This is a genomic window from Pantoea sp. B270, assembly GCF_018726825.1.
Classification (GTDB): Bacteria; Pseudomonadota; Gammaproteobacteria; order Enterobacterales; family Enterobacteriaceae; genus Pantoea; species Pantoea dispersa.
In genome coordinates, this window is sequence record NZ_JAHCSX010000001.1 from 2081204 (window position 1) to 2100292 (window position 19089).

The following is a 19089-nucleotide window of genomic DNA, read 5'->3' on the forward strand; positions in this document are numbered from 1 at the left end:
TGACTCCGGAATCGTGGCTGAGGATCGTGATAAACCGGATGTTACGCCAAAAAAAGAGGGCCCATCCGGGCCCTCATCATGTTTAGCGTTTGTTTTTCTTCAGATGCGATATCAGACGCTTACGCTTACGCTGCTGGGTTGGCGTCAGCAGGTTGCGTTTGCCCGCATACGGGTTATCACCCTCTTTAAACTGGATGCGAATCGGCGTTCCCATCACGTTCAGCGAGCGGCGGAAGTAGTTCATCAGGTAACGCTTGTAGGAATCCGGCAGATCCTTCACCTGATTACCGTGAATCACCACAATCGGCGGGTTATAACCACCGGCATGCGCATATTTGAGTTTCACGCGGCGGCCACGCACCAGCGGCGGCTGATGGTCATCAGCAGCCATGTTCATGATACGTGTCAGCATGGAGGTATTTACGCGTTTGGTCGAGCAGTCGTACGCTTCGGTCACGGATTCGAACAGGTTGCCCACGCCGCTGCCGTGCAGTGCCGAGATAAAGTGCACGCGCGCGAAGTCGATAAAGCCGAGACGGAAGTCCAGCGTCTCTTTCACTTCATCTTTAATCTCCTGCGACAGGCCATCCCACTTGTTGACCACAATCACCAGTGAGCGCCCACTATTCAGGATAAAGCCGAGCAGCGACAGGTCCTGATCGGAAATGCCCGCGCGCGCGTCAATCACCAGCATCACCACGTTGGCATCTTCAATCGCCTGCAGCGTTTTGATGACGGAGAATTTTTCCACCGTATCAGTGATTTTGCCGCGCTTACGCACGCCCGCGGTATCAATCAGAATGTACTCGCGGTCATCACGCTCCATCGGAATGTAGATGCTGTCACGCGTGGTGCCCGGCATGTCGTACACCACCACACGGTCTTCACCGAGGATACGGTTGGTGAGCGTTGACTTACCTACGTTCGGACGCCCGACAATCGCCAGTTTGATCGGCAGACCGGTCGGATCGAAGGCTTCTTCCTCTTCTTCCTCCAGCGCTTCACCGTTCTCTTCGGCGGCTAACGCGGCCCAGTAGGCTTCGTTTTCGTCCTCTTCGCTGACTTCCCGCGGCGCGATGTCATCCATCCACGGCAGCAGCGCGGTTTCCAGCAGGCTGGTGACGCCACGACCGTGCGACGCGGCAATCGGGTGAATCTCACCCAGGCCGAGCGCGTAGAAGTCCAGCACCGCAGCATCCGGATCGAGACCGTCAGTTTTGTTGGCAACGAGGAATGTCGCTTTATCGCGCGAACGCAGATGATTGGCGATCTGCTGATCCGCAGGCATGACGCCAGCGCGCGCATCGACTAAAAATAGCACCACATCGGCCTCTTCAATCGCCAGCAGCGACTGCTCCGCCATGCGGTTTTCCACGCCTTCCTCGGTGCCATCAATACCGCCGGTATCGATAACAATAAATTCGCGCCCTTCCACTTCGGCGCGACCATATTTGCGATCGCGAGTCAGTCCAGGGAAATCGGCCACTAACGCATCACGTGTGCGCGTTAAGCGGTTAAACAGCGTGGATTTCCCCACATTGGGACGCCCAACCAGCGCGACCACAGGTACCATAACACTTGCCTCAGTTTTAAAAATAAATCGCCCGAATGGCGTGATTATAACGGCATTTGCCGTCAGGTTCAGGCCGCAGGCGCCAAGAATATCATGCCTGACTAAAAACAGAACGGCCCCTGACGAATCAGGAGCCGTATCAATGCGTGCGAAACGCTGCCCGTCGGGCCATCGCCTTAACGGGTGATGGCGTAGACCTCACCGCCTTTCGCCTGGATCAGCAGCTTGTCACCGGCCACGACTGGCTCGGTCTGGAAGCCATCGCTGTCCAGTTTCTGCTGCGCCACGAAGCGGCCGTCCAGGGTGTTGATCCAGTGCACATAGCCTTCGCTATCGGCGACCACCAGGTAACCGTTGAACAGCACCGGCGACGTCAGGTTACGGTGCAGCAGATCGCTCTGACGCCAGATCGCCACGCCGCCATCGGCGTTGAGCGCAATCACGCGGTCATCCTGATCCACCAGATAGATGCGACCGGCATCGACGATCAGATCTTTGACGCCGCCGATTTCACGCTTCCACAGAATCTGACCGGAACGCAGATCCAGCGCCGTCAGGTTACCGTTGTAGGCCAGCGCATAAACCACGCCATTGACGATCACCGGCGTGGTGTCGACATCGTTAAGACGATCGATCTCGGTCGCACCGCTTGGCTGGGAGATACGCTGCTGCCAGATCAGCTGGCCCTGGTTCATGATCACCGCGCTGACGCGACCGTTATCACCGCCAACAATCGCGCCACCGAACGCCACCGCAGGCGCCGATTCACCGCGCAGCGACAGCGCTGGCATATCCAGGTTCACGCTCCATTTCACCGCGCCGCTGCTCTGATCGAGCCCCTGCAGCATACCGTTGCTGGTGTGAATCAATACCAGACCATCGCTGACCACCGGACGCGACAGCGCTTCGCCAGCCACTTTGGTCTGCCAGGCAATGCTGCCGTCGCTGCTGTTCAGGGCAAATACCTGTCCCCGCTCGCTACCGATGTAGAGGCGATCGCCATTGGCCGTAATACCGCCAGACAGCAGTGCCGAAATGTTTTTCGAGAAGAAGCCGGTCTTCTCAGAGAGGTTCACTTTCCACTTCTCTTTGCCGTTGCTGGCGTCGAGCGCTTTCACGATACCGAAGCGGTCGGCGGCATACACGGTGCCGTCCTGCCAGGCGGGATGCAGATTGGAGTAGAAATCACCCACGCCGTCACCGACCGAGGTGCTCCACGCGGTTTCCGGCGTGAACTGGTTTTCAACCTTCGGCAGCGGGGCCATTTTCACTACATCTTCTTCGCCGCTGAACAGCGAGCAACCGCTGAGCAGAGTGACTGACATCAGCCCTGGCAGCAGGTATTTACGTAATTCCATGTGCGCTCTCTTGACTGGCTTAACTTAAGTTATTCATCTTCATCTGCAGCATCTGCTTCAGCGCAGGAGATGCCTGCGATTCCGCACCTTTGCTCCAGGCATCACGGGCGCCCTGCTTATCGCCTTTGCTCAGCAGTGCTTCGCCACGAATGTCCGCCACAATAGCTGTCCAGCCATCACCCTTCACATTGTTCAGGGTAGTAAGGGCGGCATCGGCCTGATTTTGCTGCAGTTGAATGCGTGCCAGACGCAGGTTGATCACCGCCTGCAGATTGGCATCTTTGGTGTCTTTCAGCCCGCTCTGTAACAGCGTGATGGCTTTGTCTAACTGATTGGCGGCAACGTACTGTTTAGCCAGATCCAGCGCGGCCAGCGCACCGTAGGTGTTGTTGTTCTCGCTGGCGAAGCTGGCGACCGCTTCCAGCGTCTGCGGCTTGTCTGCCTGCATGGCGCTGGTCAGCTGCTGATACTGCGCCGACGCGGCTTTGTCCGCTCCTTCCTGATGGCTGCTCCAGAAACGCCAGCCACCCAGCGCAGCGATACCGACGATAACCCCGACCGCCAGTGCTTTGCCATTATTGGCAAAGAAGCGACGCAGCGCATCAACCTGTTCGTTTTCGTTGCTGTAAACTTCCACGCAATCCCTCTCCTTAAAATGCCTGTTGCAGTGCTGCGCTTACTGCAGCAGCGTGTGCAGCGTCGCGGCGGCGTCGCTCTGCGCCAGCGTCTGCTGATCGCCGGTGCGCAGGTCTTTAATCACCACCTGGCCCGCTTTCACTTCGTCTTCGCCCAGCACCAGCGCAATGCGTGCGCCCCACTTGTCTGCACGGGCAAACTGCTTTTTGAAGTTACCGCCGCCGAAGTTGGTCATCAGCTTCAGCGCCGGGTCGGCATCACGCAGTTTTTCCGCCAGTTGCATCGCGGCGGACTGCACGCCCTGCCCCGAAGCGATAACATAGACATCAACAATGCGCGTCGGTTCAAATTCCGGATTCACCGCCTGCACCAGCAGCACCAGACGCTCGAGCCCCATGGCAAAACCGACCGCCGGCGTCGCGCGGCCGCCCAGTTGCTCCACCAGACCATCATAGCGACCGCCGCCGCACACGGTGCCCTGCGAGCCGAGGCTGCTGGTCACCCATTCGAACACGGTGCGGTTGTAGTAGTCGAGGCCGCGTACCAGGCGCTGATTGATGCGGTATTTGATGCCGGCATCGTCGAGCAGCGCGCACAGGCCGCTGAAGTGTTCACGTGACTCCTCGTCGAGGAATTCACCCAGCGTCGGCGCGTCGTTAAGCAGCGTCTGAATATCCGGATTTTTGCTGTCCAGCACGCGCAGCGGATTGGTATACATGCGGCGTTTGCAATCTTCGTCCAGCACCTCTTTATGCTGTTCGAGGAAGGCCACCAGCGCGCTGCGGTAGTTGGCGCGCGCGTCCAGTGAACCGATGGAGTTCAGCTCCAGCTCAACGTGGTCAGCAATACCCAGCGCTTTCCACCAGCGATGGGTCAGCATGATCAGCTCGGCGTCCACGTCCGGCCCCTGCAGGCCAAACACTTCGACACCCATCTGGTGGAACTGGCGATAGCGCCCCTTCTGCGGACGCTCGTAGCGGAACATCGGACCGATGTACCACAGGCGCTGCTCCTGATTGTACAGCAGACCATGTTCTATACCGGCGCGCACGCAGCCTGCGGTGCCTTCCGGACGCAGCGTCAGGCTCTCGCCGTTGCGGTCTTCAAAGGTGTACATCTCTTTTTCAACCACGTCGGTGACTTCACCGATCGCGCGGCTGAACAGTGGGGTTTGCTCGACGATTGGCAGACGGATTTCACTGTAGCCGTAGCTGGCCAGCACCTGCTTCAGGGTGCCCTCAATACGCTGCCAGATGGCGGTATCTGCCGGCAGGTAATCGTTCATCCCGCGAATCGCTTGAATATTCTTCGCCACGTTAGAATCTCTTAATACAAAAAAACCTGTCCGGCATCATACCTTATGAGGATGAAACCGCACAGGTTCAATCACAACTGGCGTGCGCCGGGCGCACACCTTCCTTTATTTTTCCAACTGCTGCACGTTGATGCGACGGCTCTCGTCCAGCATGGTGGCTTTTGCACGGATGCGCGCTTCCAGCTGATCGATCATGTCATTGTTGTCGAGGCGATCGCGCTGGCGCACGCCATCTTCGTAGAAACCGCTCTTCTTGTTGCCGCCGGTGACGCCGAGCGTCGAGACCGTGGCTTCGCCGGGACCGTTCACCACGCAGCCAATGATCGAGACGTCCATCGGCGTGATGATGTCTTCCAGCCGCTCTTCCAGCGCGTTCACCGTGCCAATGACGTCAAACTCCTGGCGCGAACAGGTCGGGCAGGCGATGAAGTTGATGCCGCGTGAGCGGATGCGCAGTGATTTCAGGATGTCGTAGCCGACTTTGACCTCTTCAACCGGGTCGGCGGCCAGCGAAATGCGCAGCGTATCGCCAATCCCTTCCGCCAGCAGCAGACCAAGGCCGATCGCTGATTTCACCGCTCCCGCACGCGCGCCACCGGCTTCGGTGATGCCAAGGTGCAATGGCTGATCAATGGCTTTTGCCAGCAGACGGTAAGATTCCACCGCCAGGAACACATCGGAGGCTTTGACGCTCACTTTGAACTGGTCAAAGTTGAGGCGATCGAGGTGATCAACATGACGCATCGCGGATTCGAGCAGCGCCTGCGGCGTTGGCTCACCGTATTTTTCCTGCAGATCTTTTTCCAGCGAACCGGCGTTAACGCCGATACGGATCGGAATATTGTGGTCACGGGCGCAGTCCACTACCTGGCGAATACGCTCGTTGTTACCGATGTTGCCCGGGTTAATGCGCAGGCAATCGACGCCGTACTCGGCCACTTTCAGAGCGATGCGGTAGTCAAAGTGAATGTCCGCTACCAGCGGCACGTTGACCTGCTGCTTAATCAGTTTGAAGGCTTCCGCCGCATCCATGGTGGGCACGGACACACGCACGATATCCACGCCGACGCGCTCCAGCTGACGGATCTGATTCACCGTAGCTTCGACGTCCGTGGTACGGGTGTTGGTCATTGACTGAACGGCGATAGGCGCGCCATCGCCAACCGGCACCTTGCCGACGTAAATACGTGTAGATTTGCGACGGATAATGGGTGCTTCGTTATGCATATTCTCTCTCCACAATTACCCGGAAAGCGCGCTGCGCGTTATTGCGCACCCAGCGTCAGACGGGCAACCTGGTTATTACGGATAAAACGACTTAAATCAACGGGCTGATTCTGATATTGCACTTCAACCGCACCCGGAGCGCCAATTTTCAGACGATACGGAGCAGTGCCGGACAGGCTGAGTTTACCGCCGCTACGTTGCAATCCGCTGAACAGCTTCTTACCGGTCGCATCGGTGACTTCCAGCCAGCAGTCAGCTTTGAAGTTCATCACTACGGCGTTAGGATCGCCCGCAGACTGGCTGACGGCAGCGGTACCGGTTGGCATTGAGCCTGCCGGCACGCTGTTGGCCGGCGCCGGTGAGGTGGCCGCTGGCGGTGCGTTATCAATCGGCGCCTGGCTCGGCGACACCACCGCGTTGTCGCTGCTGGTTGCCGTGTTGCTGCTGGTCGCTGCTGGCGCAGTATTAGTGCTGCCAGCGTTGTCTGGCGTGCTGACCGCACCGGCACCGGTGTCAATCGGCGTACCGGCCGCGTTAGTGTCGCTGTCGGAAGTGCTGTCCGTGCTGTTGTCACCCAGCGGAATCGACTGGCTGTTGTCGCTGCTGCTGCCGTTCTGGTCAGCCATCGACACCAGATCCGCCTGCGAGGCTTTATGGTTCTGCCACCACCAGGCGCCTGTCAGGCCGACCACCACGAAAATCACCAGCCAGGTGAAGATCATCAACCAGCCGTCACGCTTTTTACGACGCTTACCCAGTGAGAAGCTCTGCATCGGCTCAATTTTCGCCGCACGCACCGGAGCCTGCTTCGCCATCATCGGCAGCAGGTCATCTTCAGGTACATGCACCAGACGCGCATAAGAGCGAATGTAGCCGCGCAGGAAGGTCGAGGCCAAATCCGCCGGGGATTTATCCTCTTCAATATCACGCACGGTAGAAAGTTTCAGGCACAGGCGCTCAGCGACGTTTTGCTGGGTCAGCCCCATCTGCTCACGGGCCAGACGCAGGCGTTCACCTGTGGAATGTACTGCAGAATTCTCTTGAGTGGCTTCAGTATTCATTAGCTAAATAACGCTGGTACTGTATCGATTGTGGAAAACTTCGCGCCAACCGGTCGCCATAACGTGTAACGTCAGCAGCGTTTCCCTGTTGCGCGGCGAAACGTATCTGTAACCCCAGACTCTCTGCCGTTGCCGGCAAATGCTGATGGTAAACTTCTAAAAGCAGCGGCACTGAAGCCCACTGCTGCTGTTCAAGCCGTCGTTCCACTTCCGTCAGCAGCATACTGCCCTGCTCCGGTGCGGCATCCAGCGCGAGATCGAACTGCTGGCGCGCGGCGCGATCCTCTCCCGCCTGCAGGTAACAATAGCCCGAAAACAGCAGGGCATCCTGAGCGGCATCGCTGTGCTGCGCTTCAGTTGCCAGCTTAAACTGTTGATGCGCTTCGTCATACTGCCTCAAACCGCAGAGAAACGCACCGTAATTGTTAGCCACATAACCATTCAGCGGCGCTAACTGCTGCGCGCGCTGGTAGTAATGGCGCGTCCGGGCGTTATTCTGCTGTGCCTGCGCGACGCGCGCAAGCGCCAGCGGCACCCGGTAATCGCGCGGCGCGGCCTGCTGCGCGCGCAGCAAATTGCGCTGCGCCGCGGCATAATCCTTCACCGCCAGATAGTGCAATCCCAGCTGCAGCCGGATATCGGCCGCGCCGTGCCGCGCCGGTGCTTCGACACACCCGGTTACAACAAAGCCGGCCAGCAGCGCGGCGGGTAATCCTTTACGCATCTTAGTCTCTCCCTGTCAGTTCAGCGCAGAGACTGCCATGCCTGACGCCCGATGCGTAGCAGCGGGCGCGATCTTTCAGAGCGCCTTCACAGAGATGGCTTCACCGGCCATTTTTTTACGCAGCGTACGCTTGGTGCGGTCGATAACATCGCCCGCCAGCTGACCACAGGCGGCATCAATGTCGTCGCCGCGCGTTTTACGCACGATGGTGGTGAAACCGTACTCCATCAGCACTTTGGAGAAGCGGTCAATACGGCTGTTCGAGCTGCGGCCATACGGCGCGCCCGGGAAGGGGTTCCACGGAATCAGGTTGATCTTGCACGGCGTCTCTTTCAGCAGCGCCGCCAGCTCATGCGCATGTTCGGTGCTGTCGTTGACGTGATCCAGCATCACGTACTCAATCGTCACGCGGCCCTGATTGGCGTTGGATTTGCCAATGTAGCGCTTCACCGCCGCCAGGAAGGCTTCGATGTTGTACTTTTTGTTGATTGGCACGATGTCATCGCGGATGGTGTCATTCGGTGCGTGCAGCGAAATCGCCAGCGCCACGTCGATCATATCGCCGAGCTTGTCCAGCGCCGGCACTACGCCCGAGGTCGACAGCGTCACGCGACGTTTGGAGAGGCCGAAACCGAAGTCATCCAGCATGATCTCCATCGCCGGTACCACGTTGGTAAGGTTGAGCAGCGGCTCGCCCATGCCCATCATGACCACGTTGGTGATCGGACGCTGGCCGGTCACTTTAGCGGCACCGATAATTTTTGCCGCGCGCCATACCTGACCGATGATTTCAGACACGCGCAGGTTACGGTTAAAGCCCTGCTGCGCGGTCGAACAGAATTTACACTCCAGCGCACAGCCTACCTGCGAGGAGACGCACAGCGTGGCGCGGTCGGCTTCCGGGATATACACGGTTTCCACCAGCTGATCGCCGACGCGAATCGCCCACTTGATGGTGCCATCGCTGGAGCGCATCTCTTCCGCCACTTCCGGCGCACGAATTTCAGCGCGCTGCATCAGCTTGCCACGCAGCACTTTATTGATGTCTGTCATCTGCTCGAAATCATCGCAGCAGTAGTGGTACATCCACTTCATGACCTGATCGGCACGGAACGGTTTTTCGCCCATCTCAACAAAGAATTCGCGCATCTGCTGACGGTTAAGATCCAGCAGGTTAATTTTTTCGTTTTTCGGGGAAACAACCACGGGGGAAGCGGACGACGGCGTCACAATCTGTTCGGACATAATGTTCTCTGGCCTCGTTGTTACACGTTACGGCTCTGGTTAAGAATAGGAAAAAAACAGCGCCCTCGCTGAGCCAGGCTCAACAAGGGCGCATAATTGTACTACATCTGCTGCGTGATGCCAGGGGAACGTCTTAGCCACCGGTTACAAGGTGTAAAGACGCCTGTCCGCATCCGCTACCGCGCACTTAGCGGGTACGTGGGCAGACTTCGTTTTCTGCGAAGAAGTAAGCGATTTCGCGTGCCGCAGATTCTGCAGAGTCAGAACCGTGGGTGGCGTTTTCGGTGAAGCTGTCTGCGTAGTCAGCACGCAGCGTACCGGCCAGCGCGTTGTCCGGGTTAGTTGCACCCATCAGATCGCGGTGACGCTGGATAGCGTTTTCGCCTTCCAGAACAGATACCACAACCGGGCCAGAAGTCATGAACTCAACCAGACCATCAAAGAACGGACGGCCTTTGTGCTCCGCGTAGAAGCCTTCAGCCTGCTCTTTGGTCAGGTGCAGCATTTTCGCACCAACGATTTTGAAGCCAGCGCTTTCGAAACGGTTGTAGATAGCACCAATCACGTTCTTAGCGACGGCGTTTGGTTTGATGATGGAGAAAGTGCGTTCGATTGCCATGATTACCTCTGATTAGCATCCTGAAGAAACCGGGAACCCGCTCCCGGTAAGAAAACGCGCCGATTATAGGGAGATCGGCGCGCCTTGCCTATGAGTGAAGAGAGGAATTATTGAAAATAATTGATTTCTGTCGGGGCAAACACGCAAAAAATATGCCATAGCGCTGCGTTTAGCCACGCGTGAAGGACACCGAAGCCAGCTGCCCGGCCTCATCCATCACCACCAACTGATAACGACCGGGCTCGCGCAGCACCAGCGAGGCGCTGTTTTTTCCCGCCGCCAGTTCCACCGGCTGCCCGTTTAAAAACCACCAGCGCTGCGTACCCTGCCCGCCCTGCACCGCCACCGGCAGCAGCAATACGACCTTACCGGGCAGCGGCTGCACGCGCTGGCCATTGATCACGCCGGTCACCAGCAGCGGCGCGCTGTCCCCCTGATTCAGCGGCGGACAGGTCGCATCCACTGGCGGCAGGCGCTGCGCCCGCCGTTCGCCCGGTGGCAGCCATGGCTCGAGCGGCAGCGGCCACATCACGCGTTCCCGGCTTTGCGCATCCGGACAATCCGCCGCCACGCGCAGCCCTTTGCTGTTTTGCCAGAAGCGCTGGCGTAAGCCATTGACGCCCTCCTGACCCGGCGCCAGCAACGTTGGCGGCACGGTCTGATTCAGCACCCAGCTGTAACGCCGCTGCCGGCAGTTCTCGTCGCCGGCGGGCAACGGCTGGCCGCCGGGCCAGCAGATACTGACGGCGCTGACCGTTGCCGGGCGCGGATCGCCGGGCACGCCGCGCGCCGGCAGGTGTCCCGCCAGCAGGTGATTAACCTGCTGCATCACCGGCACCGCCGACGCGTAACCGAACTGGCCGGCAACCGGTGTGGCATCCGGCCTGCCCACCCAGACGCCAATCAGATAGCGTGGCGTGATACCGACGCTCCAGGCATCGCGATAGCCGTAGCTGGTGCCGGTTTTCCACGCCAGCGACACGATATCGGCAACCGCCCCGCTGGCGGCAGGCTGCGCCTCACCGGCGAGGATGCGGCGCACAATCCACGCCGCGCCGGGCGACAGTAACGGGCGCTGCAGCAGCGGCTGCTGCGGCAGCCAGCGCAGCTGCGCAGCATTACCGTGGCGGGCAAAGGCGCTGTAGGCGGCGACAATGTCGTCCAGCCGCGCGCCGGTGCCGCCCAGCACCAGCGACAGATTCGGTTCACCGCCCGCCGGAAAACGCAGATTCAGGCCGACGTTGCGCAGCCGCGCGGCGACGTTTTTCGGTCCAAGCGCCTCCAGCAGCTGTACCGCCGGCAGGTTGAGCGAACGCTGCAGCGCTTCGCTGGCGCTGACCGGGCCGTGAAAGCCACTGTCGAAATTGCCGGGACGATAGTCGCCAAAGCGGCGTGGCACATCCTGCAGCAGCGATTCGCCATGAATCAGGCCATCATCCAGCGCCATGCCGTAGACGAACGGCTTGAGCAGCGATCCCGGCGAACGCACGCTGGCAATCATATCCACATGACCAAAGCGGCTGTCGTCATTGAAAGACACCGAGCCGACGTAGCCGCGCACCTTCATGGTGCTGTGGTCGACAACCAGCAGTGCCAGCGAGGTGCGCGGCGGCAGCCGGGTTTGCAGCGACGCAGCGAGGTTCTCCAGTTCGCGCTGCAGCGACACATCCAGCGTCGAGGTAATTTTGCTGTCGGGCGACAGCGACAGCAGCCGGCGCGCCAGCAGCGGTGCCAGCTGCGGCAGCTGACGCGGCGGCAGCCACACCGGCTCCTGTTTGATTTCGGCGACGGTCTGCGCCGGCCACACCTGATACTGCGCCAGCCGGTCCAGCACTTTATTGCGGGCAGCTTCAGCGCGCTGCGGCCAGCGGTCCGGGCGCAAACGGCTGGGTGCCTGCGGCAGCACCGCCAGCAGCGCCGCCTCGCCGCGGGTAAGCTGCGAGGCCGGTTTGCCCAGCCACATCCAGCTGGCGGCGCCGACGCCCTCAACCGTGCCGCCAAACGGGGCGCGGTTGAGATACAGCGTGAGGATCTCGCGCTTCGACAGATGCCACTCCAGCTGCAGCGCGCGCCACGCCTGCACCAGTTTGCCACGCAGGGTACGCGGCTGCGGATCAATCAGCCGCGCCACCTGCATAGTCAGCGTGCTGCCGCCGGAGACAATGCCGTGCTGCAGCAGGTTTTGCCCGACGGCGCGCACTATCGCCAGCGGATTAATGCCGGGATGGTGCCAGAACCAGCGGTCTTCGTAGGTCAGCAGCGCCTCAATATAGGCCGGTGACACCTCGTCCAGCGTCACCGGATAGCGCCACACGCCCTGTCGATCGGCAAAGCGCCACAGCGGCGTGCCATCTTCCGCTACCACCACCCGCGCCGGCTGTAACTGGCGCAGCGGCAGCGGATCGAGCCGGTCCAGCAGCCATACTGCGCCCACCAGCAGCAGTAACAGCAGCGCCAGCCCGCACAGGCGTCGGTGGCCCAGCGTCACGGGCGCTTAACGCACATGAACTTTTTCCGGCGTGGTGCCGATGGCGCGCCACGCGGGCACATACATCGACTCCACCTGCGGTGGCGGCAGACGATAACTGCCTGGCGTCACCGCACGCGCCAGATACAGCAGCGTACCGGGCGTGTAGCCATCCAGCGCCAGCGCCGCGACAAAGCGGTCGTCGCGGAACTCAAGATGTTTGATGTTGGCCTGCTGCATGTCCATCATGCTCTCTTTCAGCGCATCGGCACTGTCACCCAGGCTGGCGCTGCTGTCGCTCAGGTTTTGATTTTCCAGCTCCAGTCCAGCCGGCAGCAGATCCACCACCAGCGCATCGCTGACGCGCTGACTGGCACCCACCTTCAGCCGCACCACCAGCAGCTCACCGCTCTTAAGGTTATTGAGATCGGCCGGTTTGCCGTCCAGGGTGAAGTATTCGCGACTGATGCTGAGCACGTTGCTGACCGGTGACGGCGCAGTGCGCGGATAGCCGACCACATTGAGCGTACCGTACAGCGGCGACGGCGTGTCGCTGGTCACCGTCAGGCCCTGCTGCAACTGCTGCGCGCTCAGTCCGAGACTCAGCGGCCGATTGCTGCGCATCGGCCGGTCCTGCAGCGTGGCCTGCCAGGTCTCACCCTGATGCTGCTGCAGCGTCCGCGCGGCGAGGAACAGCGCATTGTTCTCCTGCGTAGAGAACCAGCGCTGCCCGTGCAGCGTTTGCGCCAGTTCAATTAGCAATGGCCCCTGCTGCGCCGGCAGCAGCTGATTTTCCGTCAGCAGCGCCAGCGTTAGCGCGCGGTCACGCAGCGGACTGCCGTAATCGCCCAGCCACATGTCAGGCTGGCGTTGCAGCGCGATGCCCTGCATCAGCGCCAGCTGGGCGCGCTGCGTATCGCCCATCTGCTGTAGCGCCACGCCAAGCTGCACCAGCGCCAGTCCGGACTTCGCCTGGGCGCGTTGGTTATACAGCGCCCGCAGCGCGCCGAGCGGCGCCTGCTGCTGACGCGCCAGCACCAGCCCCGCATAGGCCTGCACGCTAAAACGCAGCGCATCGGCATTGCTACTCCAGCTGGTTTCGATTTGCGCCGGATCCTGCAAATAACGCAGCAGGCGCTGGTCGGCGCGATTAATCACGCCCTCCGGCACGCTGTAGCCCGCTTCGCTGGCGCGCAGCAGGAAGTCAGTGACGTAAGCGGTGAGCCAGAACTCCTCGCTGCTCTCTTTGCTCCACAGGCCAAAGCTGCCGTTACCGCGCTGCATGCCGGCCAGGCGCGCAATGCCGGTGTCAATTGCCGCGCGGCGCGCCTCATCACTGCTGGTTTTGATGCCCATCGCGCTGAGCTGGGCGTGATTAGTGAAGAGTGAAGGCCAGATGCCGCTGGCGGTCTGCTCCAGACAGCCATAGGGATAAGCGTAAAGCTGGCTGATGTAGCTGGCGATATTCAGCGGCGGCTGAGAACTCAGCGACAGCTGGCCACTCAGCGTGCTGGCCTGCAGGCCGTTGAAAGCGCTCGCCATCACCTGCCAGCGCTGCCCGCTGTTCATTACGTTATCGAAACTCAGGGTTTGCGCCGGATAAGCCGGACGCACACCAATCTTCCAGCGGCGCACGCTCGGTGCCAGCGTCTCGTTCGGCAGGCTCAGCCCCGAAACGGTCACCTGCACGTCGCCTTCACCAAAACCGTCCTGCGCTTTAACCGGAATCGCCAGCGTGGTTCGCGCCCCCTTCGCCAGCTGCACCCTGGCCGGGATTTGGCCGTTGAGTGCAATCAAGCCGCTGGCGTTAACCGCGACGTTCAACGTTTGAGGTTGATCGGTAAGGTTGGTCAAATCCAGCGCCAGTGTTGATTGATCGCCGCTGGCAAGAAAGCGCGGCGTCGCCAGTTCGCTTACCAGCGGTGCGGCGACCACCATTTTACGATCCGCCGCGCCGAAACTGTCTTCGCTCCACACCTGCGCCATCAGCCGCAGCTCGCCGTTGAAGGCCGGTACCGGCAATTCCAGCGTGCCCTCGCCGCTGGCATCCAGCGTCACCGGTTGCAGCTGCTGCGCCACAATCTGCGCCTCGGTGACCGGCTTTTTACCGCCGCGCGACAGCGCATCGGCATCATCCCCGTCACCGCCAAAACGCAGCGCCGCCAGTTTGCCACCGCCCTCAATCAACTGTCCGAACACGTCATACTGATCGGCGTTGTAGCGCTTGCGGCCAAAGAAGCCGTTCCACGGATCGGGGGTGGCATAGTCGGTAATGCTCAGCACGCCGCTGTCCACCGCCGACAGCAACACCTGCACCTGCTGCGGCAGCGTACCGCCCTCACGGCGGGCTTTAACCTTGACTTGCACGGTTTGTTCCGGCCGAATCCTGTCCGGTGCCTCAAGCGCCAGCGTCAGGCGGCGCGCGGCGGTTGCCATTGGCAGATGCAACAAGCCGACCGCGCGTTTTGGCGTGGTGCCGTTCGCTTTGTCGCCGTCGCGCACCACAATCGCGCTGAGATAGAGATCGTGGCGTTTCCACTCCGCACTGACTGGCACATCAATGGTTGCGCCGCCCGCCGGCACATCCAGCGGTTGCCACCACAAGGTGCCGCTGCTCGACTCCACCAGCAGATAGCCTTTGCCGGCCGCCGGGGATTCCACCGTGACACGCGCGGTGTCGCCGGGTTGATAGGCGGCTTTGTCGATCTTCAGTTTGACCTGATCCGGACGCAGCGCGCCGGTGCCGTTAGTGTTGTCCTGCCACCAGTAACCAGCCTGGAAACGCACGCTGCTGACGATGTTGTCACCGGCATGCACTTCAAGACGATAGGTGCCCCACTCTACCGGGAAGCTGACTTTCTGGCTGCCGCCCGCCGCAATGCTGATGCGCTGCTGCTCTTCCTGCAGATCTTTTTCATCGTAACGTGACTGCCAGCCTTCGCTGTCGGAGAAGCTCCAGAAGTAGTCGCGACGTTCGTGGATCAATCGCACATCAAGATCCTGCGCCGCCAGCTTTTCGCCCTGCGCATTGGCGTATACCACGTCAAATTCGGCGAGGCTGTTTTCCGGTACGGTTGGCTCGTCGTTATAACGATCGGTGCGATAGTCGTACACCGATTCGCTGTTAAACAACGGACGTATGCCCGGCAGCGCGGCCGCAGGCCAGATCGCTTGCGTGGCGCGGCGCGTTACCGGACGACCGCCGGTCTCCAGCAGGCTGGCCTGCAAAATCAGGTTGAGCGGAGAGTGGCTCTCCGCCCAGCTGCTTTCGACCTTAAGCTGCAGCCTGCCGCTGTCGTCCAGCTTTTCATCCACATCATCAAGGCTACGTTTCAGTTCCTCCGTGATGTCGCCAAATTGGTAACCTGGCAACGCAGCGACCGCTTCACGCGCCGGACGCAGGAACAGCTGGCCCTGTAGTTCGTTGCCTGCCGCTGGTGCGCCATACAAATAGCGACCTTCAACATCAAAGGTGACGTCGGCATCTGGCGACAGGGGCTGAGTGTTGCTTTTAAGCGACAGCGCCATCCGTTCGGGCAGGAAATCTTCTACATTGAACGGCCAGCTGCGCGGCTGGTTGTCGCCGCTGTTAATACGCAGCGTCCATTTACCGGTCATCGCCGAGGCCGGTAAGGCAAAACGTTGTTGATAAACGCCGTTCTCTGGCTGCCAGACGAAGGTTTGTGCCACTTCACCATTCGGCTGCACCACTTCAGCTTTCACCGGCTGCGGCGGCAGTGGTTTGCCATCGGCATCGCGCAGCAGCGCATTAACGATCACCGTTTCGCCGGGGCGATAGAGATCGCGCGGGCCAAAAATGAAGAACTGCTTGTCGTAGCCTTGCGGACCATCAATCGGGAATTCGGCGAGATCCAGCGCCGGGCGATTAAGGTCGATGAGCGAAGTCTGGCCTTTACTGGTCGCCAGCAGCAGCTTGCCTTTGGCGTTAGCCGCTAAACGCAGATGACCCTCGCTGTCGCTGCTGCCGCTCGCCAGCTGTTGGCCTTTTTCATCCAGTAGCTGCACGCTGACATACGCCAGCGGATCGCCACTGGCGAGGCTTTGTGTAAACAGTTCCAGTTGGGTGGGAAAACGGTGCAGCGACAGACCAATGTCGCTCAGGGTGAACAGTGTCGCCGGTTGCGTGTAGTTGTAGGTGCCGGCCTGTTTCATCACCGCCAGATAGACACCCGGCTGTTTCAGCGCCGCGACGTCGCCGAGCGGCAGCTGCATTTTTTCCCGCGTATTGCGTGCCGGGTTGAGATCGAAGCGGCCGCTGTAAACCAGATCGGCGTTTTTCAGCAGATCGCGCGATTCCCAGTACGACAAATTGTTGCCGTAATTCCACTGGGCGAGAAAATCCGCCAGCGAGGCATTTTTCACCCGGAAGAAATCAACATCGATCTGGTTAACGTTGAGCGCCAGCACCGGCAGTCCCTGCGCCAGGCGCAGCGGCAGCAGCGAGCCACGACTGGCGAAACCGACCATCGGCTGGATGTCGCGCGTGGTGAGTGTCTGGCTGAATGGGCTGGCTAAGGCACTGCCATCCGCGGCCTTCAGGCCGGCATTGACGGTGACGGTGAGCTTGCGCGCCGGCTGCGGATGGCGGAAGCGCAGCACTTTGCCGTTCTGCGCCAGCTCCCAGCCTCCGTCGACCTTGCCGCTGCTGTCATCGGTGAGGCTGATCCAGTGGTTGAAATCCTGCTGACCGTCGAGCGCGCGGTTAAAGGTCAGTACCAGCGCCGCCGCGCCGTCCAGCTGCAGCTCGGACAGGTCGATCACCGCGAGATCGCGTGTCGCGGCCTGCGGCGCAGGCGTATCAGCCGCCTGCAGCGACGGCTGCGCGCCGCCCAGTAATGCGCCGCCGAGCAGCACGCTGAACAGCAGTCGTTTTACACATCTTGCCATGGTAATTCCCTCACCAGCCCCAAAAGGTTAAACGTGTTGTGCTGCGCAATTTCACATCAAGCCGCCAACTTTAGCAATGTTACCCTTGAGATAGCCTTCACATTCCCGGACACTGGGCCTTTGCCGCTGATGGAGAAGAGGTTGCTATGACAGCCATGTTTGTGTCCGCTGATTGGTTGAATGAACATTACCACGAAGAGCGTTTGCAGGTGCTGGATGCCCGCATGCTGCCGCCAGGTCAGGAAGCGGTGCGCGATATCACGGCGGAGTATCTGGCCGGGCATCTGCCGGATGCGCCTTTTTTCAACATCGAAGCGCTGTCCGATCACACCAGCCCGTATCCGCATATGATGCCGCGCGCAGAGACCTTTGCCGTGGCGATGCGCGAGCTGGGCATCAGCCAGGATAAGCATCTGGTGGTGTACGACGAAGGCAATCTGTTTTCCGCGCCGCGCGCCTGGTGGATGCTGCGCGCCTTTGGCTGTGAGCAGGTGTCGATTCTGGCGGGCGGCCTGCAGGGCTGGAAAGCCGCTGGCTTCAGCCTGGCTACCGGTCCGGTTGATTTGCCTGAGGGCGAGTTCGACGCGCAGTACGACAGCAGCCAGGTGAAGCGCCTGACCGATGTCCTGCTGATCAGCCACGAGGGCGGCGCGCAGATTGTCGATGCGCGCGCGGCCAACCGTTTCAATGCCGAAGTGGATGAGCCGCGTCCCGGCCTGCTGCGCGGCCATATCCCGCACAGCCTGAATATGCCGTGGAACGATCTGGTGGCCAACGGTGAGCTGAAACCGGCCGCCGAACTGCGCGATCTGTTTGCAAAGGCAGGCATTAAGCTGGATCAGCCGATTGTCGCCAGCTGCGGCTCCGGCGTGACGGCGGTGGTGGTGATTCTGGCGCTTACCGCGCTGGGCGTGCGTGATGTGACGCTGTACGACGGTTCGTGGGGAGAATGGGGCAGCCGCGACGATTTACCGATTGAGAAATAAGTGTATCCGGTCGCCGTAAGGTGCGCGTTGTCGGATGTTGTGCACATTTATCCGGTCGCCGTAAGGTGCGCGTTGTCGGATGTTACACACATTTATCCGGTCGCCGTAAACGGCGACCCTACGTGTAGGGTGCGCATTTATGCGCACCTGGTAGCATCGGTGCGATTTACTGGCGCACTGATGCGCACCGGCACTAAATAATCCGCTGGCTGCCTTTGAAATCGCGCAGGAAACTGCCCCAGCGGCGCTCATAAAACGGCGTAATGTGCGCGGTGAAGAAATGGCTGACACCCTGCTCATTACTGACCACTTCACAGATATCAATTGGCGCGTCATCGGGCAGCGTATCAGTCGCCACGCTGCCGGCCGCCTGAATAATCGCATCAATATCGCTGTCGGCTTCAATCCCAATCAACAGATTCGCCTGTTCATCGGCACGCTCACGAATGCTGGCAACGTAGGCGCGACGCACCTGTTTGTATTTCGCAAACAGCTGGGTCAGCGAATCGATCATCTGCGCTGGCGGCTCGGCCACTTCGGACAGCAGCAATGCATGACCGCCCTCCAGCACCGTTTGCTGGCTCAGCGCACTGCCCTCCTCGCCCAGCAGATGCGCGATCTCGCCGGGTGAAAACTCTTTGCCGGCCGGCAGTTTCGGATTGAGGAACAGCGTTTCGCCCAGCGTCATTTCAAACAGCGTGCGCGTCGGTAAACGCAGGTACGGCTGCTCACCCTGAATGGCTTCGCTCATCGCTGCTTCTGAGGTAAAGAAAGGGATCACGCTGCCGCCGCCCTCTTTCTCCCAGTGCTGTAATTCTACCGGTGAGGTGGCATCAAACTGCTCCGCGGGACTTTCGCCCGGCACCCAGACATCGGCCTCCAGCAATAGCTGAAAAAATTCCGGACGGTGCGCAGGCTCGGTGGCTGCCAGTTTCAGCACCTCTTCAAGACGGTTACTCATAAGGGATAG

13 protein-coding genes are annotated in these 19089 nt (G+C 60.3%); 1 reads left to right on the top strand and 12 read right to left on the bottom strand.

Features of this window, described 5'->3' with window-relative positions; translation table 11 throughout:
- Nucleotides 1-82 precede the first annotated feature (82 nt).
- The 11 genes from der to KOL70_RS10045 form a co-directional block, all read right to left on the bottom strand.
- Nucleotides 83-1573 carry a ribosome biogenesis GTPase Der gene (gene der, locus KOL70_RS09995; RefSeq protein WP_021506563.1) on the bottom strand — a complete coding sequence of 497 codons (1491 nt, stop codon included), beginning with the start codon at nt 1571-1573 and terminating at the stop codon, nt 83-85.
- Nucleotides 1574-1749: 176 nt separating this feature from the next.
- The gene (gene bamB, locus KOL70_RS10000; RefSeq protein WP_058758300.1) at nt 1750-2931 is read right to left on the bottom strand and encodes an outer membrane protein assembly factor BamB; all 1182 of its coding nucleotides are present in this window, start codon (nt 2929-2931) and stop codon (nt 1750-1752) included.
- A gap of 19 nt (nt 2932-2950) precedes the next feature.
- Nucleotides 2951-3568 carry a YfgM family protein gene (locus tag KOL70_RS10005; RefSeq protein ID WP_021506561.1) on the bottom strand — a complete coding sequence of 206 codons (618 nt, stop codon included), beginning with the start codon at nt 3566-3568 and terminating at the stop codon, nt 2951-2953.
- A gap of 39 nt (nt 3569-3607) precedes the next feature.
- Nucleotides 3608-4882 carry a histidine--tRNA ligase gene (gene hisS / locus KOL70_RS10010; RefSeq protein WP_031279395.1) on the bottom strand — a complete coding sequence of 425 codons (1275 nt, stop codon included), beginning with the start codon at nt 4880-4882 and terminating at the stop codon, nt 3608-3610.
- Nucleotides 4883-4987: 105 nt separating this feature from the next.
- A complete protein-coding gene (gene ispG, locus KOL70_RS10015) occupies nt 4988-6109 on the bottom strand; it encodes a flavodoxin-dependent (E)-4-hydroxy-3-methylbut-2-enyl-diphosphate synthase (protein ID WP_021506559.1) in 1122 nt (373 codons plus the stop codon).
- A gap of 38 nt (nt 6110-6147) precedes the next feature.
- A complete protein-coding gene (gene rodZ, locus KOL70_RS10020; RefSeq protein WP_215480601.1) occupies nt 6148-7170 on the bottom strand; it encodes a cytoskeleton protein RodZ in 1023 nt (340 codons plus the stop codon).
- Nucleotides 7160-7894: a type IV pilus biogenesis/stability protein PilW gene (pilW, locus tag KOL70_RS10025; RefSeq protein ID WP_058770850.1), complete on the bottom strand. Its 735-nt coding sequence runs from the start codon at nt 7892-7894 to the stop codon at nt 7160-7162. The genes rodZ and pilW overlap by 11 nt, the downstream gene beginning before the upstream one ends.
- Before the next feature lie 75 nt (nt 7895-7969).
- A complete protein-coding gene (locus tag KOL70_RS10030; protein WP_021506556.1) occupies nt 7970-9139 on the bottom strand; it encodes a bifunctional tRNA (adenosine(37)-C2)-methyltransferase TrmG/ribosomal RNA large subunit methyltransferase RlmN in 1170 nt (389 codons plus the stop codon).
- Between the two features lie 187 nt (nt 9140-9326).
- Nucleotides 9327-9758, bottom strand: a complete 432-nt coding sequence (gene ndk, locus KOL70_RS10035) for a nucleoside-diphosphate kinase (RefSeq protein WP_021506555.1) — start codon at nt 9756-9758, stop codon at nt 9327-9329.
- A gap of 169 nt (nt 9759-9927) precedes the next feature.
- A complete protein-coding gene (gene pbpC, locus KOL70_RS10040) occupies nt 9928-12225 on the bottom strand; it encodes a peptidoglycan glycosyltransferase PbpC (RefSeq protein ID WP_254185861.1) in 2298 nt (765 codons plus the stop codon).
- Between the two features lie 27 nt (nt 12226-12252).
- Nucleotides 12253-17133 carry an alpha-2-macroglobulin gene (locus KOL70_RS10045; protein ID WP_215480603.1) on the bottom strand — a complete coding sequence of 1627 codons (4881 nt, stop codon included), beginning with the start codon at nt 17131-17133 and terminating at the stop codon, nt 12253-12255.
- Between the two features lie 146 nt (nt 17134-17279).
- On the opposite strand from KOL70_RS10045, the gene sseA reads away from it, so the two are divergent.
- Nucleotides 17280-18119: a 3-mercaptopyruvate sulfurtransferase gene (gene sseA / locus KOL70_RS10050; RefSeq protein WP_058781731.1), complete on the top strand. Its 840-nt coding sequence runs from the start codon at nt 17280-17282 to the stop codon at nt 18117-18119.
- A gap of 193 nt (nt 18120-18312) precedes the next feature.
- Here sseA and sseB read toward each other — a convergent pair whose 3' ends face one another.
- On the bottom strand, nt 18313-19080 hold the full coding sequence (gene sseB / locus KOL70_RS10055; RefSeq protein ID WP_058758294.1) for an enhanced serine sensitivity protein SseB: 768 nt from the start codon (nt 19078-19080) through the stop codon (nt 18313-18315).
- Nucleotides 19081-19089 lie beyond the last annotated feature (9 nt).